At 71.1% G+C, this 22,948-nt stretch carries 23 protein-coding genes; 5 read left to right on the top strand and 18 right to left on the bottom strand.

The features are described 5' to 3' along the window. Window positions 1-8: 8 nt before the first annotated feature. From G9Q37_RS19240 to G9Q37_RS19210, 7 genes are read right to left on the bottom strand one after another with little or no spacing between them, the layout of a single operon-like run. Window positions 9-929 (bottom strand): 2-hydroxyacid dehydrogenase, encoded by a 921-nt coding sequence (locus tag G9Q37_RS19240; RefSeq protein ID WP_166229810.1) that lies wholly within the window; start codon window positions 927-929, stop codon window positions 9-11. Window positions 930-964: 35 nt separating this feature from the next. Then, entirely contained in the window at window positions 965-2,974 is a 2,010-nt protein-coding gene (locus G9Q37_RS19235) for an acetyl/propionyl/methylcrotonyl-CoA carboxylase subunit alpha (protein ID WP_166229808.1), read from the bottom strand. 19 nt (window positions 2,975-2,993) lie between these two features. Continuing rightward, the gene (locus G9Q37_RS19230; RefSeq protein ID WP_166229806.1) at window positions 2,994-3,779 is read right to left on the bottom strand and encodes an enoyl-CoA hydratase/isomerase family protein; all 786 of its coding nucleotides are present in this window, start codon (window positions 3,777-3,779) and stop codon (window positions 2,994-2,996) included. 1 nt (window position 3,780) lies between these two features. Further along, window positions 3,781-4,917 (bottom strand): acyl-CoA dehydrogenase family protein, encoded by a 1,137-nt coding sequence (locus tag G9Q37_RS19225; protein ID WP_166229804.1) that lies wholly within the window; start codon window positions 4,915-4,917, stop codon window positions 3,781-3,783. Between the two features lie 27 nt (window positions 4,918-4,944). Next, window positions 4,945-5,460, bottom strand: a complete 516-nt coding sequence (locus tag G9Q37_RS19220) for a DinB family protein (protein WP_166229802.1) — start codon at window positions 5,458-5,460, stop codon at window positions 4,945-4,947. A gap of 6 nt (window positions 5,461-5,466) precedes the next feature. Next, window positions 5,467-6,060 carry a hypothetical protein gene (locus G9Q37_RS19215; RefSeq protein ID WP_166229800.1) on the bottom strand — a complete coding sequence of 198 codons (594 nt, stop codon included), beginning with the start codon at window positions 6,058-6,060 and terminating at the stop codon, window positions 5,467-5,469. A gap of 15 nt (window positions 6,061-6,075) precedes the next feature. Next, complete coding sequence (locus tag G9Q37_RS19210) at window positions 6,076-7,683, bottom strand: carboxyl transferase domain-containing protein (RefSeq protein ID WP_166229798.1); 1,608 nt, start codon at window positions 7,681-7,683, stop codon at window positions 6,076-6,078. Between the two features lie 121 nt (window positions 7,684-7,804). Between G9Q37_RS19210 and G9Q37_RS19205 the strand changes: the two genes are divergently transcribed. The 3 genes from G9Q37_RS19205 to G9Q37_RS19195 are packed head-to-tail and all read left to right on the top strand — an operon-like array spanning window position 7,805 to window position 10,683. Beyond that, window positions 7,805-8,836 carry an AraC family transcriptional regulator gene (locus tag G9Q37_RS19205; RefSeq protein ID WP_166229796.1) on the top strand — a complete coding sequence of 344 codons (1,032 nt, stop codon included), beginning with the start codon at window positions 7,805-7,807 and terminating at the stop codon, window positions 8,834-8,836. Window positions 8,837-8,890: 54 nt separating this feature from the next. Continuing rightward, entirely contained in the window at window positions 8,891-9,571 is a 681-nt protein-coding gene (locus G9Q37_RS19200; protein ID WP_166229794.1) for a Fe2+-dependent dioxygenase, read from the top strand. Further along, on the top strand, window positions 9,556-10,683 hold the full coding sequence (locus tag G9Q37_RS19195; protein ID WP_166229792.1) for an alpha-hydroxy acid oxidase: 1,128 nt from the start codon (window positions 9,556-9,558) through the stop codon (window positions 10,681-10,683). The genes G9Q37_RS19200 and G9Q37_RS19195 overlap by 16 nt, the downstream gene beginning before the upstream one ends. 13 nt (window positions 10,684-10,696) lie before the next feature. Here the strand turns inward: G9Q37_RS19195 and G9Q37_RS19190 are convergent, their stop codons facing one another. Together G9Q37_RS19190 and G9Q37_RS19185 are read right to left on the bottom strand one after the other, a co-directional pair. After that, window positions 10,697-11,338 (bottom strand): HAD family hydrolase, encoded by a 642-nt coding sequence (locus G9Q37_RS19190; RefSeq protein ID WP_166229790.1) that lies wholly within the window; start codon window positions 11,336-11,338, stop codon window positions 10,697-10,699. Then, window positions 11,335-11,736, bottom strand: a complete 402-nt coding sequence (locus tag G9Q37_RS19185) for a YchJ family protein (RefSeq protein WP_166229788.1) — start codon at window positions 11,734-11,736, stop codon at window positions 11,335-11,337. The genes G9Q37_RS19190 and G9Q37_RS19185 overlap by 4 nt, the downstream gene beginning before the upstream one ends. Before the next feature lie 97 nt (window positions 11,737-11,833). On the opposite strand from G9Q37_RS19185, the gene G9Q37_RS19180 reads away from it, so the two are divergent. After that, window positions 11,834-12,538, top strand: a complete 705-nt coding sequence (locus G9Q37_RS19180) for a glutathione binding-like protein (protein ID WP_166229786.1) — start codon at window positions 11,834-11,836, stop codon at window positions 12,536-12,538. Between the two features lie 18 nt (window positions 12,539-12,556). Here G9Q37_RS19180 and G9Q37_RS19175 read toward each other — a convergent pair whose 3' ends face one another. Together G9Q37_RS19175 and trkA are read right to left on the bottom strand one after the other, a co-directional pair. Next, window positions 12,557-14,020 carry a TrkH family potassium uptake protein gene (locus G9Q37_RS19175; protein ID WP_166229784.1) on the bottom strand — a complete coding sequence of 488 codons (1,464 nt, stop codon included), beginning with the start codon at window positions 14,018-14,020 and terminating at the stop codon, window positions 12,557-12,559. A gap of 13 nt (window positions 14,021-14,033) precedes the next feature. Next, window positions 14,034-15,431 carry a Trk system potassium transporter TrkA gene (trkA, locus tag G9Q37_RS19170; RefSeq protein ID WP_166229782.1) on the bottom strand — a complete coding sequence of 466 codons (1,398 nt, stop codon included), beginning with the start codon at window positions 15,429-15,431 and terminating at the stop codon, window positions 14,034-14,036. 225 nt (window positions 15,432-15,656) lie between these two features. Between trkA and G9Q37_RS19165 the strand changes: the two genes are divergently transcribed. Further along, a complete protein-coding gene (locus G9Q37_RS19165) occupies window positions 15,657-16,895 on the top strand; it encodes a hypothetical protein (RefSeq protein ID WP_166229780.1) in 1,239 nt (412 codons plus the stop codon). Window positions 16,896-16,908: 13 nt separating this feature from the next. Here G9Q37_RS19165 and G9Q37_RS19160 read toward each other — a convergent pair whose 3' ends face one another. The 7 genes from G9Q37_RS19160 to G9Q37_RS19130 form a co-directional block, all read right to left on the bottom strand. Then, window positions 16,909-18,039 carry an acyl-CoA dehydrogenase family protein gene (locus tag G9Q37_RS19160; RefSeq protein ID WP_166229778.1) on the bottom strand — a complete coding sequence of 377 codons (1,131 nt, stop codon included), beginning with the start codon at window positions 18,037-18,039 and terminating at the stop codon, window positions 16,909-16,911. 34 nt (window positions 18,040-18,073) lie between these two features. Next, window positions 18,074-18,742 carry an SDR family oxidoreductase gene (locus G9Q37_RS19155; RefSeq protein WP_166229776.1) on the bottom strand — a complete coding sequence of 223 codons (669 nt, stop codon included), beginning with the start codon at window positions 18,740-18,742 and terminating at the stop codon, window positions 18,074-18,076. After that, entirely contained in the window at window positions 18,739-19,920 is a 1,182-nt protein-coding gene (locus tag G9Q37_RS19150; protein ID WP_166229774.1) for an acetyl-CoA C-acyltransferase, read from the bottom strand. Before G9Q37_RS19150 ends, G9Q37_RS19155 begins: the two co-directional genes overlap by 4 nt. A 73-nt stretch (window positions 19,921-19,993) precedes the next feature. Then, window positions 19,994-20,653, bottom strand: coding sequence for a carbonate dehydratase (gene can / locus G9Q37_RS19145; RefSeq protein WP_166229772.1), 660 nt, complete (start codon window positions 20,651-20,653; stop codon window positions 19,994-19,996). A gap of 36 nt (window positions 20,654-20,689) precedes the next feature. Continuing rightward, window positions 20,690-21,871, bottom strand: coding sequence for an isovaleryl-CoA dehydrogenase (locus tag G9Q37_RS19140; protein WP_166229770.1), 1,182 nt, complete (start codon window positions 21,869-21,871; stop codon window positions 20,690-20,692). A gap of 22 nt (window positions 21,872-21,893) precedes the next feature. Next, entirely contained in the window at window positions 21,894-22,352 is a 459-nt protein-coding gene (locus G9Q37_RS19135) for a PaaI family thioesterase (protein WP_166229768.1), read from the bottom strand. Window positions 22,353-22,440: 88 nt separating this feature from the next. Next, on the bottom strand, window positions 22,441-22,845 hold the full coding sequence (locus tag G9Q37_RS19130) for a MerR family transcriptional regulator (RefSeq protein WP_166229766.1): 405 nt from the start codon (window positions 22,843-22,845) through the stop codon (window positions 22,441-22,443). Window positions 22,846-22,948: the final 103 nt, after the last annotated feature.

Genomic DNA, 22,948 nt, shown 5'->3' with positions numbered 1-22,948 from the left:
GTCCTTGTTCAATAACCGCGGCGGCGGTCGACCTCGCCGGCCACGGCCTCGCCGCGTTGCAGCGCGGCGATCTTGCGCGCGATCTGGGCGATGCTCTCGTCGCGCAGGGTGCGCGCCGAGGTGTGCGGCGTGACCGTGATTTTCGGGTGCTTCCAGAAACCATGGTCGGCAGGCAGGGGTTCGGTGCGGAACACGTCGAGCGTGGCGCCGGCCAGGTGGCCTTCGTCGAGCAGCGCGAGCAGGTCGGCGTCGACCAGGTGCGCGCCGCGCGCGAGGTTGATCACGTAGCCGCCGGGGCGCAGCAGGCCCAGCGTGCGGCGGTTCAGGATGTTCTCGGTGTCGGGCGTGAGCGGCAGCAGGTTGATGAGCACGCGGCACTGCGACAGGAAGGCGTCGAGCTGCGCCTCGCCCGCGTGGGTGGTCACGCCCTCGATGGCCTTGGGCGTGCGGCTCCAGCCATGCACCGGAAACTCGAACACCGTGAGCGCGCGCGCCACGCGCTCGCCGAGCACGCCCAGGCCCATCACGCCCACGGGGAAGTCGGCCCGCGCCCGCGGCTTGCGGTAGGTCCAGCGGCGCTCGGCCACGTCGGCCTCGTAGCCGTCGAGCTCGCGGAAGTGGCGGATCACCGCGTGGCAGGCGAACTCGGCCATCTGCACCGACATGCCCGCGTCATCGAGCCGCACGATGCGCGTGGCCTCGGGGATGCGCAGCGCGAGCAGCGCGTCCACCCCCGCGCCGGTGTTGAACGCGGCCTTGAGACGGGGCTGTTGATCGAAGAAGGCTTGCGGCGGCGCCCACACCACCGCGAAATCGGCGGCGGGCGCGCCGGGCTGCCACACGCTCACGGTGGCTTCGGGGAAAGCGGCCTGCAGGCCCTGTTGCCAGGGCTCGGGCTTTTGCTGGCTGACGCAGACGGTGATGTGCATGGGCCGAGCTTACGCGGGGCGGTCGGCGCGCCCTGTCACGCGCTCGCCAGCTTGAGCAGCTCCGCGCCCTCGGCCACCTGGTCGCCGGGCGCGTAGAGCAGTTCGGCCACGGTGCCGTCGGCGGGCGCGGCGATGGTGTGCTCCATCTTCATGGCCTCCATCACCGCGAGCGCCTGGCCCTTCTTCACCGCGTCGCCGGCCTTCACCGCGAACGACACCACCTTGCCCGGCATGGGCGCGGTGAGGCGGCCGCTGTCGCCCTCGCCTTCGCCGGCGTGGGCCAGCAGATCGATCTCGACCAGGCTGGTGGCGCCGCGCGCGCAGAACACGTGCACGGTCTCGCCGGTGGTCCAGGTCTGCACGGTGTCGCGGCGGCCCGCGAACTGCAGGTCGAAGCGGCCATCGGGCAGGGCCTCGAAGCGCAGCGGGCCTTGCAGGTCACCGAGCGCGAGCGTGGGCTCGCCGCCACGGCCGTAGGTGAGCGTGGCCTGCAGGCGTTCGCCGGCCACCTCGAAGTCGAAGCGGCGCGTGGTGAGGCCGTGCGAGCGGAAGCCGTCGCGGCGCGAGAACGGGTCGGCGCCTTCGAGCGCGCGCTCGGCGCGCAGGGTCTGTGCGACCGCGGCGGCCACGGCCGTGGGCGTGCCCACGCGGTCCTGCTGGAACAGCACCGCGGCCTCGCGCGGGATCAGCGCGGTGTCGAGCCGCGCCCGCGCGAACGATTCACTCGCCACCACGTGGCGCAGGAACTGCACGTTGGTGGCCAGGCCCACGATGCGCGTCTCGGCCAGGGCGGCGTCGAGCCGCGCGAGCGCCTGCTCGCGCGTGTCGCCATGCACGATGAGCTTGGCAATCATCGAGTCGTAGAACGGGCTGATGGCGTCGCCCTCGCGCACGCCGTCGTCGAAGCGGATGGCCCCGCGTTCGAACGCGCTGTGCGCGGGCTTGCGGTAGACCTGCAGCGTGCCGGTGGCGGGCAGGAACTGGTTGTCGGGGTTCTCGGCACAGATGCGCGCCTCGATCGCGTGGCCCTGCATGCGCAGTTCGTGCTGCTGCAGCGGCAGCGGCTCGCCCGCGGCCACGCGCAGCTGCCACTCCACCAGGTCGAGACCGGTGATGGCCTCGGTCACCGGGTGCTCGACCTGCAGCCGCGTGTTCATCTCCATGAAGTAGAAGCGCATGGCCTCGGGGTGGTCGTAGCCCTCGGGCTGCTCGACGATGAATTCCACCGTGCCCGCACCCACGTAGTTCACCGCCTTGGCCGCGGCCACCGCGGCCTCGCCCATGCGCTGGCGCAGCTCGGGCGACATGCCGGGCGCGGGCGCTTCTTCGAGCACCTTCTGGTGGCGGCGCTGCACCGAGCAGTCGCGCTCGAACAGGTACACGCAGTGGCCGTGCGCGTCGCCGAACACCTGGATCTCGATGTGGCGCGGGCGCTGCACGTACTTCTCGATCAGCACCGCGTCGCTGCCGAAGCTGTTGCGCGCCTCGCGCTGGCAGCTCGCGAGCGCGGCGGCGAAGTCTTCGCTCTTCTCGACCACGCGCATGCCCTTGCCACCGCCGCCCGCGCTGGCCTTGATGAGCGCCGGGAAGCCGATGCGGTCGGCCTCGCGCTGCAGCAGCGCGGGGTCCTGGTCGGCGCCGTGGTAGCCCGGCACCAGCGGCACGCCGGCCTTCTCCATCAGGCGCTTGGACTCGGCCTTGAGGCCCATGGCCTCGATGGCCGACGAGGGCGGGCCGATGAACACCAGACCGGCCCGGGCGCAGGCGTCGGCGAAGGCCTCGTTCTCGCTCAGGAAGCCGTAGCCAGGGTGGATGGCCTGCGCGCCCGTGGCCTGCGCGGCCGCGATGATGCGCTCCCACTGCAGGTAGCTCTCGCGCGGCGCGGAGCCGCCGATGTGCACCGCCTCGTCGCAGGCGGCCACGTGCTTGGCGCTGGCGTCGGCGTCGGAATACACGGCCACGGTGCGGATGCCCAGGCGGCGCGCGGTGGCGGCGACGCGGCAGGCGATTTCGCCGCGGTTGGCGATCAGGATCTTGGTGAACATGGGGCGTCTTTCGGCGGGTTCAGGGGAGCCAGTGCGGCGGGCGCTTGTTCAGGAACGAGGCCAGGCCCTCGCGGCCCTCCTCGCTGGCGCGGATGTCGGCGATGCGGCGCGCGGTCTCGCCGCGCAGCTCGGCCGTGATCGGCTGGCCCGCGACGTCGCGCACCAGGGCCTTGCAGGCGCGCACCGCGGCCGGGCCGTTGGCCACCAGCGTGGCCACGAGTTCGTCGACCCGGGCGTCGAGCGTGTCGGGCGTGGCGAGTTCGTGCACCATGCCCAGCGCGTGCGCCTGCGCGGCGCCGAAGCGCTCGGCCGTGACCATGTAGCGGCGCGCCGACTGCGCGCCCATGGCGCGGACCACGTAGGGGCTGATGGTGGCAGGCAGCAGGCCCAGGCGCGCCTCGGACAGGCAGAAGGTCGCGCCCTCGACGGCCACGAGCACGTCGCACACCGCGGCCAGGCCCATGCCGCCGGCGTAACAGTCGCCCTGGATGCGGCCCACGATGGGCACGGGGCACTGGTCCAGGGTCCACAGCATGTCGGCGAGGCGCTGCGCGTCGGCGCGGTTCTCTTCCCAGCTGTAGCCGGCCATGGCCTTCATCCAGTGGAGGTCGGCGCCGGCGCAGAAGGCCTTGCCGTGCGCGCCCAGCACCACCACGCGCAGGTCCGGGTCCTGCGCAAGCGCTTCGAAGGTGCGCGTGAGCGCGGCGATCACCTCGTCGTTGAAGGCGTTGCGCACCTCGGGGCGGTTGAGCCACACGCGCGCCACGTGCGCGCTGGGGCGGGTCAGTTCGATCACGTCGCTCATCTCAATACCTCTTGGCCACTTCTTCGAGCATCACCTCGGTCGCGCCGCCGCCGATCGCGAGCACGCGCGCGTCGCGCCACAGGCGCTCGATCGCGGTCTCGCGGATGAAGCCCATGCCGCCGTGGAACTGCTGGCAGGTCTGCACCACCTCGTTCACCAGCTCGCCGGTGAGCGCCTTGAGCATGGACACCTGCTGCACGATGTCGCGGCCCTGGGTCACGTTCCAGGCGCAGTGGTACATGAACTGGCGCGCCGCGCGCACCTTGGCGTCGAGCATGGACAGGCGCTGGCGGATGGTCTGCTGGTCCCACAGCGGGCCGCCGAAGGCCTGGCGCTGGCGCACGTGGTCGAGCGTGAGCTGCAGCGCGCGCTGGCAGTGGCCCACGGCCATGGCACCGAGCGCGATGCGCTCGGTCTGGAAGTTCTGCATCACCGCGTAGAAGCCCTTGCCCTCTTCGCCGAGCAGGTTGGCCGCGGGCACGCGCACGTTGTCGAACACGAGCTCGGCCGTGTCGGAGCTGAGCCAGCCGGTCTTGTGGAGCGCACGGCCCACGCTGAAACCCGGCGTACCCTTCTCCACGATGAACATCGAGACCTCGCGCTTGCCCGGGCCGGTCTTGGCCGCGACGAAGTACAGGTCGGCGTGCACGCCGTTGGTGATGAACATCTTGGTGCCGTTGATCACCCATTGGTCGCCGTCGCGCACGGCGCGCGTGCGGATGCCCGCCACGTCGGAGCCGGCGCCGGGCTCGGTGATGGCCACGGCGCAGATGGCTTCGCCCGCGCACACGCGCGGCAGGTGCCGGGCCTTCTGCGCGGCATTGCCCGCGTGGTGCAGGTGGGGCCCGGCCATGTCGGTGTGCACGAGCACGGTGATGACGAAGCCCGCGTAGGTGCTCTGCGACAGCGCCTCGGCGAACACCAGGTTGGTCAGCGCGTCGGCGTCGCCGCCGCCGTGTTCGCCCTCGAAGGCCAGGCCCAGCAGGCCGGCCTGGCCCATGCGGCGCAGCACCTCGCGCGGCACGAAGCCCTGGCGCTCCCAGGCGTCGGCGTGCGGCTCGACCTCGCGCGCGAGAAAGCGCGCCACCTGTTCGCGCAGGGTCTGGTGCTCGGGCGTGTCGTAGATGGTGGATTCCATGCGCTTGTCTCCGTCGGTGCGCCGGCTTCAGCCGGTCGGGGTCTTTTGGGCCTGCAGGAAATACACGAGGTCGAGCTCGGGCGCGGGCTCGCCGAACGCGGTGAGCGCGGCCGTGATCTGGCCGCGGTGGTGGGTGGCGTGGTTGAACACGTGGGCCAGCGTGGGGGCGAAGGGCAGATCGACCTCGGCGCCGTTCATGCGCGTGTAGCGCAGCCGGGCCTCGAAGCGTTCGGCCGGCCAGGCGGCGATGGCGTCGGCCCAGGCCTCGGCGCCCGCTTGCAACGCTTGCGACAGGCGCGCGCGGTCGGGCTCGGCCTCGTGGTCGAGCGCGAGCCGCGGCGACTCGCCGTGCGCGAAGCGCCGGAACCACAGCAGGCATTCGCCCACGAGCAGGTGGTTGAGCGTGCCGTGCACGCTCTTGAAGAACAGGCCCACGTCGCGCCGGTAAGCGTCGTCGTCGAGCGCGGTCACAGCGGCGAGCAGGCGCTGGGTGGCCCACGCGTGGTAGCGCGCGAGCAGGTGGAAGTGGGCGCGTGCGTCCACGGCGTCTCAGCAGTTGAAGGGTTCCACGCCGCCGTCGAAGCTGCGGCGGCGCAGGACCAGCTCGGGCAGCACCAGTGCTTGCCCGTTGCGTTGCGCGGCGGGCCAGGACAGCCGCACCTGGGCGCCCGGCTGGGGCACCAGCGCCTGCAACTCCACCCGCCCACCCGAGCGCGAGGTCTCGATCGGCTCGCCCTGCTGCCAGCGATCCCCCGGGCCGGGCGCGCGGCCGCCGTAGGACGGGTCGGTGAAACGGGCCGCGACGGGCTGGCCGTCCACCTCGAGCGCGACAGGACCGGACAACGCGATCACCGTGCGCGCCGGCAGCGTGAACGCCAGCGAGATCTGCAGGCCCCGCGTGTCCCCGCGGTCGAGCACGCTGCGCACCGCGATGAACAGGCCATCACCCAGGTCCAGCCGCACACCCGTCTGTGGCCCGGACTTGCCCTGGCAGTTCGCGCGCCGCCATTCGGCGCGCGCCAGCGGGGTCTCGGGACGGTAGTAGGTGCCGTAGGGCGCGACCACGCAGGCGGGCAGCGTGGCCACGGCCGCCAGCGCGATCCAGTGGCGGCGGTTCAGCAAGGGCTTGGCCAGGCGCTTCATGGTCGCTGCCCCGGCTCACATGCGGAACACGCCGAACTTCGGCTCGCCGATGGGCGCGTTGAGCGTGGCCGACATCGCGAGCGCCAGGATGCGGCGCGTGTCGGCAGGGTCGATCACACCGTCGTCCCAGAGGCGGGCGCTCGCGTAATACGGGTGTGACTGGTGCGCGAACTGGTCGAGCAGCGGCTGCTTGAAGGCCGCTTCCTCTTCGGCACTCCACTGACCGCCCTTGGCCTCGATGCCGTCGCGCTTGACGGTGGCGAGCACGCTCGCGGCCTGCTCGCCGCCCATCACGCTGATGCGCGCGTTGGGCCACATCCAGAGGAAGCGCGGGCTGTAGGCGCGGCCGCACATGCCGTAGTTGCCCGCGCCGTAGCTGCCGCCGATGATGATGGTGAACTTGGGTACCTGCACCGTGGCCACGGCCGTGACCATCTTGGCGCCGTGGCGCGCAATGCCTTCGCTCTCGTACTTGCGGCCCACCATGAAGCCGGTGATGTTCTGCAGGAACAGCAGCGGCACCTTGCGCTGGCCGCACAGCTCGATGAAGTGCGCGCCTTTTTGCGCGCTCTCGGAGAACAGCACGCCGTTGTTGGCCACGATGCCGATGGGCATACCCTCGATGTGCGCGAAGCCGCAGACCAGGGTGCTGCCGTAGCGCGCCTTGAACTCGTGGAACTCCGAGCCATCGACGATGCGCGCGATGATCTCGCGCACGTCGTAGGGCTTGCGCGTGTCGGTGGGGATCACGCCGTAGATTTCTTCGGCCGCGTACAGGGGCGCGCGCGGCGCGATCAGCGCCTGCGCCACTTCCTTGCGGCGGTTGAGCGTGGCCACGGCCTGGCGCGCGAGCGCGATGGCGTGGGCGTCGTTCTGCGCGAGGTGGTCGGCCACGCCCGAGAGGCGGGTGTGCACGTCGCCGCCGCCCAGGTCTTCGGCGCTCACGATCTCGCCGATGGCGGCCTTCACCAGCGGCGGGCCGCCCAGGAAGATGGTGCCCTGGTTCTTCACGATGATGGTCTCGTCGCTCATCGCGGGCACGTAGGCGCCGCCCGCAGTGCACGAGCCCATGACGACCGCGATCTGCGCGATGCCCTGCGCGCTCATGTTGGCCTGGTTGTAGAAGATGCGGCCGAAGTGCTCGCGGTCGGGGAAGACCTCGTCCTGGTTGGGCAGGTTGGCGCCGCCCGAGTCCACCAGGTAGATGCAGGGCAGGCGGTTCTGCATGGCCACCTCCTGCGCGCGCAGGTGCTTCTTCACCGTCATGGGGTAGTAGGTGCCGCCCTTGACGGTCGCGTCGTTGCAGACGATCAGGCAGTCGACCCCGCTCACGCGGCCGATGCCCGCGATCACGCCGGCGCAGGGCGCGTCGCCGTTGTACATGCCGTGCGCGGCCAGCGGCGACAGCTCGAGGAAGGGCGTGCCGGGGTCGAGCAGCATCTGCACGCGGTCGCGCGGCAGCAGCTTGCCGCGCGCCGTGTGCTTGGCGCGCGCGGCCTCGCCGCCGCCTTGCGCGGCCTTGGCCAGTTGCCGTTTCAGGTCCTCGACCTGGGCGCGCATGGCCTCGGCGTTGGCCTGGAATTCGGCCGATCGGGGGTTGAGCTTGGTCTCCAGGATGGGCATGGCAGGGCCTGTGTCTTGTGGGGCGGACGAGGCGCGAGGGTACACCCCGGCGGCGGCTTTCCGGTCGCCACGGCGGTTGCAAATCGCGCCACGAATTCGAGCGTGGTGGCACACTCGCGCGATGGCCAACGCCCTGCCCGACACCGCCGATCTGCACACCGGCCCCGCGCTCACACCCATGGCGCTCGTGAAGGCCATGGCGCTGGCCTACCGGGCGCGCGGCATGGACCCGTCGGGCGCGCTCGCACAGGCACAAATTCCGCCAGCACGGCTCAACGACCCCCGCGCGCGCATCACGGCCGCGCAGATGGAGGCCGTGTCTTACGCGGCCATGCGCGAGCTCGACGACGAGGCCCTGGGCTGCTTCGAGCGCGCGCTGCCCTGGGGCAGCTACGGCCTGCTCGCGCGCGCCTCGCTGTCGGCGCCCACGCTGGGCGTGGCGCTCAAGCGCTGGTGCCGCCACCACGGCCTGCTCGCGCAGGCCATCGCGCTCTCGGTCGAGGTGGCGGGCGAGCGCGCCGAGATCGTGCTGCGCCAGGTGCGCGACCCGGGCCCCATGGCCGAACTCAGCGCGGTTTCGGTGCTGCGCAACATCCACGGCCTCGCGGCCTGGTTCATCGACTCGCGCATCCCGCTGCTGGACGCGCGCTTCCCCTACCCCGCGCCGCCGCACGTGGCGGCCTACGCGGTGCTGTTCGACGCGCCCAGCCGCTTCGGCGCGCCCGAGGCCGCGATCGCCTTCGACGCGCAATACCTGGCGCTGCCGCTGCGCCGCGACGAGGCCGCCATGCGCCAGCTGCTGCAGCGCGCGCTGCCGCTCACGGTGCGCTCGTACCGGCGCGACCGGCTGCTGGTGCAGCGCGTGCGCGACCTGCTCGCCAACCAGCCGCTGGCGGCGCACAACGCCGACGACATCGCCGCGCGGCTGCACACCTCGGCGCGCACGCTGCACCGGCAGCTCAAGGAAGAAGGCGCGAGCCTGCAGGCGCTCAAGGACGCGGTGCGGCGCGAGCGCGCGAGCCAGCTGCTGCTGCGCACGAACCGGCCGATCAAGCAGGTGGCCGAGGCCGTGGGCTTTCGCAACGAGAAGAGCTTCATCCGCGCCTTCCGCGCCTGGACCGGGCACTCGCCGGGCGACTGGCGCCTGCGCTGAGCCGGTTCGCGGCACAATCGGGAATAATTCTCATTTGCCAAGACCGCCCCGACCATGATGCTGCGAATCCCCCAGGTGCTGACGCCCGAGCAGGTGCGCCGGTGCCGCCAGTTGCTCGACGCGGCCGACTGGTCCGACGGCCGCGCCACCGCGGGCCACCTGGCCGCGCAGGTCAAGCACAACCGCCAGCTCGGTGACGACCAGCCCGCCGCGCGCGAGATCGGCGAGCTGGTCCTGCAGGCGCTGGGCCGGCACCCGCTGTTCGTGTCGGCCGCGCTGCCGCTCAAGGTGCTGCCCCCGCGCTTCAACCGCTACGAGGGCGGCGGGCACTACGGGCCGCACGTGGACGCGGCGGTGTTCAGCGTGCCGGGCACGCCGCACCGCATCCGCAGCGACCTGTCGGCCACGCTCTTTTTCAGCGAACCGCACGAGTACGAGGGCGGCGAGCTCACGGTGCAGGACCACTTCGGCCCGCACAGCGCCAAGCTCGCCGCGGGCGATCTGGTGCTCTACCCGGGCACCAGCCTGCACCACGTCACGCCGGTCACGCGCGGCGTGCGGCTGGCCGCGTTCTTCTGGGTGCAGAGCCTGGTGCGCGACGACAGCCAGCGCAGCCTCATGTTCGAGCTCGACACCGCGATCCAGCAACTGGCGCGCGACACGCCGGGCCACCCGGCCCTCGACCGGCTCACGGGCGTGTACCACAACCTGCTGCGGCAATGGGCGAACACCTGAAGCCGCCGCTGGCGCAGATCCCGCCCTCGGTGGCGGCCGTGGCCGACTACGAGCCGCTCGCGCGCGAGCGCATGAGCGCGCCCGCCTGGGCCTGGCTGCAGGGCGGCGCGGCCGACGAGATCACGCTGCGCGAGAACCGCGCGGCCTTCGAGCGGCTGCGGCTCGCGCCGCGGGTGCTCGCCGAGCTCGCCGGCGGCCACACGCGGCTCACGCTGCTGGGCCAGGCGCTCGACCACCCCCTGCTCGTGGCGCCCATGGCCAGCCACGGTCTCGCCCACCCCGACGGCGAACTGGCCACCGTGCTGGCGGCGGCCGCGATGCGCACCCCGGTGGTGGTGAGCACGCAGGCGGGCACGCCGCTCGAAACGCTGGCGCAGGCCGCGGGCGATGCCGCGCCTCCCGTGCCACTGTGGTTCCAGCTCTACCTGCAGCCCGACCGCGGCTTCACGCGCGCGCTAGTGCAGCGCGCCGAGGCCGCGGGCTACCGCGCGCTGGTGCTCACCGTGGACGCGCCCGTGAGCGGCGCGCGCAACACCGAACAGCGTGCGGGCTTCGTGCCGCCGCCGGGCCTGGGCGCGGTGAACCTGCAGGGCGCCAGGCCCCTGCCACCGCACACCGCGCGCCCCGGCCAGCCGCCGCTGTTCGGCAGCCCGCTGCTCGACGCCGCGCCCACCTGGCGCGACATCGCCTGGCTGCGCGAACAGACCGTGCTGCCCATCGTGCTCAAGGGCGTGCTCGCGCCGGCCGACGCGGTGCGCGCGGCCGATGAAGGCCTGGCCGGCGTGATCGTCTCCAACCACGGCGGGCGCGTGCTCGACACCGTGCCCGCCACGCTCGACGCGCTGCCCGCGATCGCGCAGGCCGTGCAGGGCCGGCTGCCGCTGCTGCTCGACGGCGGCGTGCGCCGCGGCACCGACGTGTTCAAGGCGCTCGCGCTCGGCGCCTCGGCCGTGCTCGTGGGCCGGCCGGTGCTGCACGGCCTGGCGGCCGCGGGCGCGCCGGGCGTGGCCCATGTGCTGCACCTGCTGCGCACCGAACTCGAAATGGCCATGGCGCTGTGCGGCTGCCGCACGCTGGCCGATATCGACGCCTCCAGGCTCTGGCGCGGCTGAGCCGCGCGCCGGCTCAGAGCCGCAGCTCGCGCATGTGGTGGAACACGCGCGCCACCGGCAGGCCCTCGAAGGCGCGGCCGTGGCCCTGGGCGCAGAAGCCCCACACGGTCGCGCCCGCGGCCAGGCCGGCCTGCGCGCCGGGCGCGGTGTCCTCGATCACCAGGCAGCGCTTGGGGTCCACACCCAGGTGCGCGGCCGCGGCCAGGTACACATCGGGCGCGGGCTTGGAGCGCGGCAGGTCGTGGCCGCTGAACACCGCGTCGCCGAAGAACCGCGACAGGCCCACCTTGTCAAGCTGCATCAGCACCTTGGGCTTGTCGGCGCCGGACGCACAGGCGATGCGGCCGCCGGTGTGCGCATGCACCTGGGCCACGGCGTCGTGGATGCCCTCGATGGCCTGCAGCTCGGCCAGCAGCCGCGCGTTGCGGCGCACGTAGAAGCCCTGGAGCCAGTCTTCGCTGAAGGGCCGGCCCGTGTGGTGCTCGATCAGCGCGCGCTGGTCGCGCACCGCGCGGCCGATGAACAGGCGCTCGCAGTCGTCGGCGCTGATGGCCCAGCCGGCTTCGGTGAGCAGCTCGCGCAGCACGCCGTTGGTGATGGGTTCGCTGTCCACGAGCACGCCGTCGCAGTCGAACAGCACGGCCTCGAAATTCATGCGGTGTCCTTGGTGATGAAATCGCCGTCCACATAGAACCACCGCCCGTCCTCGCGCACGAAGCGGCTGCGCTCGTGCAGCCGGTGGGCGCGGCCCGCGCTGCGCGAGCGCGCCACGAACTCGACCTCGGCGCGGTCGGTGCCGGTGTCGCGCCGCGCGCGCACTTCCAGGCCCAGCCACTTCACGCCGGGCTCGAGGTCCAGCGTGGCCGGGCGCGTGCTGGCATGCCAGGTGGCGAGCAGGTGGGCCGCGTCGCCGCGCACGAAGGCCGTGTAGCGCGAGCGCATGAGCGATTCGGCGTCCGGCGCGGGCACACCCGTGCCCAGGTAGCGGCCGCAGCAGGCGCTGAACGCGGGGCCGCGGCCGCAGGGGCAGGCGTCGGGGGCGGGGGTGGGCATGGGGCTTTGCAAAGAGGCCGGATTATCGATGCCCCTGTGCGGCATGGGCCTTCCGGCGCCGGTTCCACAATGCGCGCTCCCCCCACCAGGAGACCCCATGAGCCCCCTCGACAGCTTCCCCATCACGAAGAAGTGGCCCGCGCAGCACCCCGACCGCCTGCAGCTCTATTCGCTGCCCACGCCCAACGGCGTGAAGGTGTCGATCGCGCTCGAAGAAACCGGCCTGCCCTACGAGCCGCACCTGGTGCGCTTCGACACCAACGACCAGCTCTCGCCCGAGTTCCTCTCGCTCAACCCCAACAACAAGATCCCCGCGATCATCGACCCCGACGGCCCCGAAGGCCGCCCGCTCGCGCTCTGGGAATCGGGCGCGATCCTGGTCTACCTGGCCGGCAAGACCGGCCGCCTGCTGCCCACCGACACCGCGGCGCGCTACGAGACCCTGCAATGGCTGATGTTCCAGATGGGCGGCATCGGCCCCATGTTCGGCCAGCTCGGTTTCTTCCACAAGTTCGCGGGCAAGGACTACGAAGACAAGCGCCCGCGCGACCGCTACGTGGGCGAGAGCAAGCGCCTGCTGGCGGTGCTGAACCAGCGCCTCAAGGGCCGCCGCTGGATCATGGGCGACGAATACACCATCGCCGACATCGCGGTCTTCCCCTGGGTGCGCAACCTCGTGGGCTTCTACGGCGCGGGCGATCTCGTGGGCTTCGCCGACTTCCCCGAGGTGCAGCGCGTGCTCGACGCCTTCGCGGCCCGCCCCGCGGTGCAGCGCGGCCTCAACATTCCCGCCCGCGACTGAGGCGCGGCCGGGGCGGCGCTACTTGCGCCAGAAGTGCCCGGTGAACAGCACCAGCACCGTGAGCAGTTCGAGCCGCCCCATCATCATGGCCGCGCTCAGCACCCAGAGCTGGGCGTCGCTGAGCACGCCGTAGTTGCTCGCGGGACCCACCACGCCCAGGCCGGGGCCGATGTTGTTGACGGTGGCGATGACCGCGGTGAACGCGCTCACGATGTCCAGGCCCGTCATCAGCAACAGCATGGTCAGGCCCACGGTGGCCGCGCCGTAGATCAGCATGAAGCCGAACACCGCGTTCATCACCGGCGCGGGCACCACCGCGCCGGCCAGCGTCACCGGATTCACCACGCGCGGATGGATGATGCGCACCAGCTCGCGCCGCGCCTGCTTCACCAGCAGCACCATGCGGACCATCTTGATGCCGCCGCCCGTGGAGCCCGCGCACGAGGCGAAGCAGCCGAGGAAGATCAGCAGCACCGGCACGAACACCGGCCAGGCCGCGTAATCGGTGGTGCTGTAGCCCGTGGTGGTGGCCAGCGACACCACGTGGAAAGCCGCGTTGCGCAGCGCGGTGGGGAAGTCGGCGTACACGCCATGCGCGAGCAGCATGAGCGTGACCACCGCGATGGCCACGGCCAGCACCACGAGGTAGGTGCGGATCTCGCGATCGCCCGTGATGGGGCGCAGCGAGCGGTGCTTGAGCACCACGAAGTAGCGCAGGAAGCTGATGCCCGCCATGGTCATGAAGGCCGTGGCCACCCACTCGATGCGCGCCGAGTCGTAGTGGCCCAGGCTCGCGTCGTAGGGCGAGAGCCCGCCCAGGCCCATGGTGGTGCACATGTGCATGAAGGCGTCGGCCCAGCCCATGCCGGCCCAGCGGTAGGCCAGCATGCAGGCCACCGAGAACAGCACGTACACGCCCCACAGGCCGCGCGCGGTCTCGGCGATGCGCGGGGTGAACTTGGTGTCCTTCATGGGGCCGGGTGTTTCGGCGCGGTAGAGCTGCATGCCGCCCAGGCCCAGCAGCGGCAGCACGGCCACCACCAGCAGCATGATGCCCAGGCCGCCGATGAGCTGCAGGAAGCAGCGCCACACGTTGATCGACACCGGCAGCGCGTCGAGCCCCGAGATCGCCGTGGCGCCGGTGGCGGTGAGCGCGCTCATGGCCTCGAAATAGGCCTGGCTCACGGTCAGGCCGGGCACCGCGTAGTGCAGCGGCACCGCCGCGTACAGCGGCAGCACCACCCACACCAGGTTCACCAGCAGAAAGCCGTCGCGCGGCATGAGTTCGCGCCGGTGGCGCTTGGTGGCCATCCACAGCAACCAGCCGCTGAGCGCGGTGGCCGCGAAGCCCAGGGCCCAGACCTGCACGTGGTGGTCGCGGTCGAGGAACCAGGCCCAGGCCAGCGGCACCAGGAAGGTGGGCGAGAAGGCCAGCAGCACGCGCGAGAACACGCAGAGAACGGGCAGCCAGAGGGAATGCATGGCGGGGGCGCGTTCAGCCGAAGAAGGTGGCGCTGACCTGGAACAGCTTTTCGACCTCGCGCACCAGGCGCTTGTGCGGGATGAACAGGATGATGTGGTCACCGTCCTCGATCAGCAGGTCGTGGTGGGGCATGAGCACCTCGGAGTCGCGGCCCTCGCCGCGCACGATGGCGCCGATGCGCGCGCCCTTGGGCAGCTTCACCTCTTCGATGCGCCGGCCCACGAGCTTGCTGGTCTTCACGTCGCCGCGCGCAATGCCTTCGAGCGCCTCGGCCGCGCCGCGGCGCAGGCTGTGCACGGCCGCCACGTCGCCGCGGCGCACGTGGGCCAGCAGCTCGCCGATCACCGCCTGCGAGGGCGAGATCGCGATGTCGATGGTGCCGCCCTGCATCATGTCGGCGTAAGCGCGGCGGTTGATGAGCGCCATGACGCGGCGCGCGCCGAGCCGCTTGGCCAGCATGGCCGACATGATGTTGTCCTCGTCGTCGCTCGTGAGCGCGAGGAACATGTCCATCTCGCCCACGTTCTCCTCTTCCAGCAGGTCCTCGTCGGCGCCGTCGCCCTGCAGCACCAGCATGCTCGAGGGCAGCTGGCTCGCGAGGTACTCGCAGCGCCGGCGGTCGCGCTCGAGCAGCTTCACCTCGCACTGCCCCACCAGGCTGCGCGCCAGGCGCAGCCCCACGCGGCCGCCGCCCGCGATCATCACGCGCTGCACCGGCTGGTCGGTGTTGTGGATGGCGGCCAGCACGTCGCGGATCTTGTCGGTGTCGGCGAGCACGAAGACCTCGTCGCCCGCGAGGATGCGCGTGGACGGCGTGGCCTCCATCTCGGTGTCGAGCCGGTAGAGCGCCACCACGCGCATCTCGCAGCGCGTGAAGCGCTCGCGGAACTCGCCGATGGTGTGGCCCACGAGCGCGCCGCCGTGGCTCGCGCGCACCGCGATCAGGCTCGCGCGGCCGCCCGCGAATTCGAGCACCTGCAGCGCCTCGGGGTAGCTGATGAGCTGGTGGATGTAGCGCGTGACCGAGGCCTCGGGGCAGAGCACGTGGCTCACCGAGAAGCTGGTGCGCGAGAGCTGCTCGTCGCCTTCGCCATCGGTGAACTCGGGTGAGCGCAGCCGCGCGATGGTGGTGGGCACGTTGAACACGTCGTGCGCCACCTTGCAGACCACGAGGTTGGTCTCGTCCTGCGCGGCGCAGGCGATCACCATGTCGGCGTCCTTCACGCCGGCGTCGCGCAGCACCGAGGGCTGGATGCCGTTGCCCACCACGCCGCGCAGATCGAGCTTGTCTTCGAGCAGGCGCAGCCGCGCGGGGTCCATGTCGATGACGGTGATGTCGTTCTGCTCCGACACTAGGCTCTCGGCCACGCTTTCGCCCACGCGGCCCGCACCGAGGATGAGGATGTTCATGGGAGCGGGATCATATGCGCGCGCGACATCGGTGATCGCAACAGCAGGACCCGGCCCACCCCACCCGCCACCCAGGACGCGCGCCGCGACGGCGCCCGCCTGTTGTCCCCTGTTGTCTGTTCGCCAGCGAGAGGCCCCATGTACCTGCACAGCGCCCCCAAGCCCCCCTCCACCCCGCCGCGTTCCTCCGCCGGGCTGCCGCACAGGCCCGCACCGCCCGACCCCGTGAACCCGCCGGACGCGGCGGGCCTGCCCACCGGCGAAGCCGGCGCCGCACAGGGCGCGGGCGATCGCGCGACGGCGCAGGACACGGCGGTGGCGGCAGCGGTGGCGGCCATCGTCGCCCACCCCAGCTTTCCGCACGCCGACGTGATGCAGGCCCTGCTGCTCGCCTGGGGCGGCTGGTGCGGCAGGGCGCAGGACTTCGTGAACACGGTGGTGGTCGAAAAGGAGGGGCTGTTCAAGGCCTATCCCGATGCCCGCGGCGCCTTCGGCAAAGCCCTGCAAGGGGCTGTGGCGCAGCAGCTTCCCGATGCCCTGCAGCTGGCCTTGGCCCGGGTCATCGAGGACAGCGGCCCGTCGTACACGAACAAGAAGTCCGCGGTGATCGCCTGGGCGAACGCGTCCGGCGCCCCGGTGCGGTCCGCCTCGCACCCGGACGCACCCATCCCCGCCCTGCCCGCCCCCACGCTGGCCGAGTCGGTCGCGAATGCGGTGGACACGGTCATGCGGCAGCTGCCCGACACCGCGCCGATGGGCCATCTGATGAACGCCCTGGCGTTCGCCTGGGGGCGCACCTACGACACCGACCCCATGGACGCGTGGCGCACGCAGCCCACCCTGCCCGCGCACCCCCCGAAGTCGTTCATCGCCTTCATCCAGACCTTCAACAGCACCAAGCAGAACCTGCGCGCCCGGTGCCCGGGCCAGGAGGCCACCGTCGCGTTCAACAACGCCATTCGCGCGGCCCTGCTCGCGCGGCTGCCGCGCTCGCTGCAGGACGCCTACCCCCAGTGGCCGCCCGGCACGGACTACGCGCTGCAGCGGCAGCAGGCACAGCAGTGGGTGAAGGACGAGCAGGCGCTGTTCGAGAAGAACCTGGTGCTGCTGGTGGACCGCGTCGCCCCGCGCAACCCGTCGCCCGCCGAGGTGCTCGGCCTGCTGGCCCACACCTGGGGCTTCGAGCCGCCGGCGCTGCCAGCCCCGCACGAGGCGATACAGAACCGGCACACCCTGCACACCTGGCAGATCGAGCAACAGGCCCTGATCGCGAAGTACGGCGAACCCGCGCACGGCGACATCCGCGCCGCACTGCGCGAACGCCTGCTCGACGCGCTGCCCGAGGAAATGAAGAACGCCTACACGCAGCTCGAGGCGCTCGGGCTGGCGCCGGCGCAGGCCCACGAAGACCCCTGGGAGCTGCGCTGGATCCGGGCCTGCCTGAAGAACCTCAAGGACCTGTGAGCCCGGCGCGCGCTCAGGCCAGCGCGCGCTGAATGAGGATCTTCTGCACGTCCGAGGTGCCCTCGTAGATCTGGCACACCCGCACGTCGCGCCAGATGCGCTCGACCGGGAAGTCGCTCACGTAGCCATAGCCGCCGTGCACCTGGATCGCGTCGCTGCACACGCGCTCGGCCATCTCGCTCGCGAACAGCTTGGCCATGGCGGCTTCCTTCAGGCAGGGCTTGCCCGCGTCGCGCAGCGCGGCCGCGTGCAGCACCAGGGCGCGCGCGGCCTCGATCTGCGTCGCCATCTCGGCGAGGCGAAAGCCCACGGCCTGGTGGTTGAAGATGGGCTGGCCGAAGCTCTCGCGCTGCTTGGCGTACGTGAGGGCGCACTCGAAGGCGCTGCGCGCCATGCCGATGCTTTGCGCGGCGATGCCGATGCGCCCGCCTTCGAGGGCCGACAGCGCGATCTTGTAGCCCTCGCCTTCCTGGCCGATCAGGTTCTCGGCCGGGATGCGGCAGTTCTCGAAGTTGATTTGCGCGGTGTCGCTGCTGTGCTGGCCCACCTTGTCTTCGAGCCGTGCCACCACGTAGCCCGGCGTGTCGGTGGGCACGAGGAAGGCGCTCATGCCGCGCTTGCCCGCGGCCTTGTCGGTGACGGCGATGACGATGGCGAGCTGCCCGTTCTTGCCGCTGGTGATGAACTGCTTGACGCCGTTGATCACGTAGTCGCCGCCCTGCTTCACGGCCGTGGTGCGCAGCGCCGACGCGTCCGAGCCCACGTGCGGCTCGGTGAGGCAGAAGGCGCCGAGCATGCGGCCGGCCGCCAGCGGGCGCAGCCAGCGTTCCTGCTGCTGCGCATTGCCGTAGCGCAGCAGGATGGCGTTGACCGGGCAGTTCGTGACGCTGATCGCGGTGCTGGTGCCGCCGTCGCCGGCGGCGATCTCTTCGAGCACGATGGCCAGGGTCACGTAATCGAGGCCGGCGCCGCCCAGCGCTTCGGGCACGCAGATGCCGTAGGCGCCGAGTTCGGCGAGCCCGCGGTGCACGTCTTTGGGAAAGTGGTGTTCCTTGTCCCACTTCGCGGCATTCGGCCAGAGCTCGGCCTGGGCGAAGGCGCGCACGGCGTCGCGCACGGCTTCCTGGTCGGGGGTCAGCAGCATTCGGATCTCCGGGATCGCGGTTTCGGAAAACGGGTCACCAACCGTCGAAGGGGCGGCCGTCCTGGTCGATGAAGGCACCGCGTTGCGCGGGCGTGAGGCGCGCGAGCGTGGCGCGCATGCGGCTCACGCTGTCGTCGGCGGTGAGCGGCGCCGCCGCGCCGCCCATGTCGGTCTGCACCCAGCCCGGCGAGAGCGCCACCAGCGTGGCGCGCGGGTACTGGTGCTGGGCACAAGCCACGGCCATGTTGAGCGCGGCCTTGCTCGCGCGGTAGAGCCAGCCTCGGCCGTCGGGCACGCCGCGGATCTGCGCCATGGCGCTCGAGATGAAGCCGAAGCAGCCGTTCGCGGCTTCCACCAGCGGCGCCACCTGCGGAATCGCCTGCATGGCGCCGAGCAGGTTGGTGTGCATGGCGAGGTCGAAGGCCTCGCGCGTGGGGGGCACGCCGGCGTCGATGCGCGGGAACACGCCGGCCACATAGAGCGCGGTGTCGAGCTTCTCGCCATCGAGCTGCCAGGCCAGGCCGCTGATGCTCGCGGGCTGGGCCACGTCGATGCGCAGCGCCTCGGCGCCGAGTTCGCGCAGACGCTGCAGGCCCGCGTCGTCGCGCGCGGTGGCGATCACGCGATCACCCGCTTCGCGGTACTGGCGCACGAACTCGAGGCCGATGCCGCGCGACGCGCCGATGACGAGGACCGTGCTCACACCAGTTCGATGGCCATGGCGGTGGCCTCGCCGCCGCCGATGCACAGCGTGGCGATGCCCTTCTTGCCGCCGCGCGCCTGCAGCGCGTGGATCAGCGTGACCAGGATGCGCGCGCCGCTGGCGCCGATGGGGTGGCCCAGCGCGCAGGCGCCGCCGTTCACGTTGACCTTCTCGTGCGGCACCTTGAGCTCGGCCATGAGCGCCATGGGCACCACGGCGAAGGCCTCGTTGACTTCCCACAGGTCCACGTCCTCGACCTTCCAGCCGGTGGCCGCGAGCAGCTTCTGCGTGGCGTACACGGGCGCGGTGGTGAACCAGTTGGGTTCCTGCGCGTGCGTGGTGTGGCCCACGATGCGCGCGATGGGCTTGGCGCCCAGGCGCTGTGCGGTCGAGGCCTTGGCCAGCACCAGCGCGGCCGCGCCGTCGTTGATCGACGAGCTCGAGGCGGCGGTGATGGTGCCGTCCTTCTTGAACGCGGGCTTGAGCGCGGGGATCTTGTCGAGCTTGATCTTGCCCGGGCCTTCGTCCACCGACACCACGCGCTCGCCGCTGCGGTCTTTCACGGTGACGGGCACGATCTCCTTCGCGAAGGCGCCACTCTCGGTCGCGGCCTTGGCGCGCGTGACCGAGGCGGTGGCAAAGGCGTCCTGCTGCTCGCGCGTGAACGCGTACTTGGCGGCGCAGTCTTCGCCGAAAGTGCCCATGCTGCGGCCCGGCTCGTAGGCGTCTTCGAGGCCGTCGAGCATCATGTGGTCGTAGATCTTGTCGTGGCCCATGCGGTAGCCGCCGCGGCCCTTGAGCATGAGGTAGGGCGCGTTGGTCATGCTCTCCATGCCGCCCGAGACCATCACCTGTGCACTGCCCGCCACCAGCAGGTCGTGCGCGAGCATGGTGGCCTTCATGCCCGAGCCGCACATCTTGGAAAGCGTGACCGCGCCGGTCGACAGCGGCAGGCCGCCCTTGAGCAGGGCCTGGCGCGCGGGCGCCTGGCCCTGGCCGGCCATCAGGCAGTTGCCGAACAGCACCTCGTCGACGGCCTTGGGATCGACGCCGCTGCGCTCGACCGCGGCCTTGATGGCCGCACCGCCGAGGTCGTGCGCCGACAGCGCGGCGAAGTCGCCCTGGAAGGCGCCCATGGGGGTGCGTGCGGCACCGAGGATGACGATGGGATCGGACATGGTGTGCTCCTGTGTGAAAGGGAATTCAGGCCGCGGCCGGGGCAGGGCAAGGGCGCGGCCCGCGGCCGCAGACTCAGTCGCGCGAGCGCACCGCCACGCCTTCCACGGCGCGCAGGTACGCGGTGTCGAGATCGGGGTTGCCGCGCAGGGTCATGAACAGGTCCTGCACCAGGCCGTCCTTCAGGCCATAGACCCAGCCGTGCAGCGCGATCGCCTGACCGCGGCTCCAGGCGTCCTGCACCACGGTGGTCTGCGCGAGGTTCACCACCTGCTCGATGGCGTTGAGCTCGCACAACGCGTCGAGGCGGTGCTTCTCGGGCAGGCCCGCGAGCAGCGCCGCATGGCGGTCGCGCACGTCCTTGATGTGGCGCAGCCAGTTGTCGGCCAGGCCCACGCGGGCATCGCGCAGCGCGGCCTGCACGCCGCCGCAGCCGTAGTGGCCCACCACCATCAGGTGCTCGACCTTGAGCACGTCGACCGCGTACTGCACGGTGGACAGGCAGTTGAGGTCGGTGGGCACCACCACGTTGGCCACGTTGCGGTGCACGAAGACCTCGCCCGGGTCGAGGCCGGTGATCTGGTTCGCGGGCACGCGGCTGTCGGAGCAGCCGATCCACATGTAGCGCGGACTCTGCTGTTGCGAAAGTTTGGTGAAGAAGCCCGGGCGCTCGGCCTCGACCTGGGCCGCCCAGCGCCGGTTGTGTTCCAGCAGGTGTTGAAGATCGTCGCTCATGGGGGGCATTGTCCCAGCACCGGGCCTGCGCCCGCCTTACAGGGTCTCGGCGAACAGTTCGCGGCCGATCAGCATGCGGCGGATCTCGCTGGTGCCGGCGCCGATCTCGTAGAGCTTGGCGTCGCGCCAGAGGCGGCCCAGCGGGTACTCGTTGATGTAGCCGTTGCCGCCGAAGATCTGCACGCCCTCGCCCGCCATCCAGGTGGCCTTCTCGGCGGTCCAGAGGATCACGCTCGCGCAGTCCTTGCGCACCTGGCGCACGTGCTCGGTGCCGAGCAGGTCGAGGTTCTTGGCCACGGTGTAGGCGAAGCTGCGCGCGGCCTGCAGCACGGTGTACATGTCGGCCACCTTGCCCTGGATGAGCTGGAACTCGCCGATGCTCTGGCCGAACTGCTTGCGGTCGTGGATGTAGGGGATCACGTTGTCCATGACCGCCTGCATGATGCCCAGCGGCCCGCCGCTGAGCACGGCGCGCTCGTAATCGAGCCCGCTCATGAGCACCTTGGCGCCGTTGTTGAGGCCCCCCAGGATGTTCTCGGCCGGCACCTCGACGTTCTGGAACACCAGCTCGCCCGTGTGGCTGCCGCGCATGCCGAGCTTGTCGAGCTTCTGTGCGATCGAGAAGCCCTTCATGCCCTTCTCGATCAGGAAGGCCGTGACGCCGCGCGCGCCCATCTCGGGCTCGGTCTTGGCGTAGACCACCAGGGTGTCGGCGTCGGGGCCGTTGGTGATCCACATCTTGCTGCCGTTGAGCAGGTAGTAGCCGCCCTTGTCCTCGGCCTTGAGCTTCATGCTGATCACGTCGGAGCCCGCGCCCGGCTCGCTCATGGCCAGCGCGCCCACGTGCTCGCCGCTGATCAGCCTGGGCAGGTACTTCTGGCGCTGCGCGTCGTTGCCGTTGCGCTTGATCTGGTTCACGCACAGGTTGGAGTGCGCGCCGTAGCTCAGACCCACCGAGGCGCTGGCGCGGCTGATCTCCTCCATGGCCACCATGTGCGCGAGGTAGCCCATGTTGGCGCCGCCGTAGGTCTCAGGCACGGTGATGCCCAGCACGCCGAGTTCGCCCATCTTGCGCCACAGGTCCATGGGGAACTGGTCGTTGCGGTCGATCTCGGCGGCGCGCGGCGCGATCTCGGCCTGCGCGAAGTCGCGCACGGCGTCGCGCAGCGCATCAATGTCGTCGCCCAACTGGAAATTCAGGCCGGGAAGCTGGTTCATGGGGAATGTCTCCGGGTTGTGTTCAGCCGCGCACGTCGTCGCGGCCGGTGACGGTCATGAGGGTGCAGCCCATGGTGGCCACGAGTTTCTCGCGGCCCTGGTGCAGCGCAAAGGCCTGGCCCTCGACCACGCTCACGGTGCGGCCAGGCTTGATCACCGTGCCCACCATGCGAAAGCTGTCGCCCTGCGCGGGCGCGAGCAGGTTGATCTTGAATTCGATGGTGAGCACGGCCGCGTCGGCCGGCATGAGCGTGAAGCCCGCGTAGCCGCAGGCCGAGTCGAGCGCGGTGGACACCATGCCCGCGTGCAGGAAACCGTGCTGCTGCGTGAGGTGCTGCGCCCAGGGCAGCGTGATGACCACGCGCCCCGGCGCCACGTCGGCGAGCGTGGCGCCCAGCGTGCCCATGGCGCCCTGCAGCGCGAAGCTGGCGCGCACGCGTTCGGCGTAGTTCGGGTCCTTGGGCTGGAAAGCGGTGCTCATGGGGATGGGCCTGGCGGGCACCCGGCGCGGGCGCGAAGCCGCGATTCTATGTTTACGTTTACGTAAACGTCAATTTGACGGGGCGGCGTCAGGCGCCCTTGCGCTCGACTTTGTTGAGCAGCGCGCGCGCTTCCTTCTCGTGCACCTTGACCTCGTCGAGGTTGGCCACGAGATCGGCCATCTGCTCTTCGAGCTGGCGCCGGTGTTCGGCCAGGATGGCGAGGAACTTGCGCAACTGGGGCCCGGTGTCGCGCGGGCTGTCGTACATGTCGATGATGTCCTTGGCCTCGGTGAGCGAGAGGCCCAGGCGCTTGGCGCGCAGCGTGAGCTTCAGGCGCGTGCGGTCGCGCGCACTGTAGACGCGGTTGCGGCCACCCGGGCCTTCGCGCTTGGGCTGCAGCAGGCCCATGTCTTCGTAGAAACGGATCGCGCGCGTGGTGAGGTCGAACTCGCGCGCGAGGTCGCCGATGGTGTAGGTCGGGTTGGTGGCCATGGTGCGGTGTCGGGTGGCAGACAGGGGATCGCCCGTGGTGCTCCGTAGAATGCCCGTTTCTTGACGTTTACGTCAACGTCAAAGCAAGCATCTTAGCGCCAGC

It is taken from the genome of Hydrogenophaga crocea, from assembly GCF_011388215.1.
GTDB classification, from domain to species: Bacteria; Pseudomonadota; Gammaproteobacteria; order Burkholderiales; family Burkholderiaceae_C; genus Hydrogenophaga; species Hydrogenophaga crocea.
This window is presented reverse-complemented; position numbering and strand designations above follow the sequence as displayed.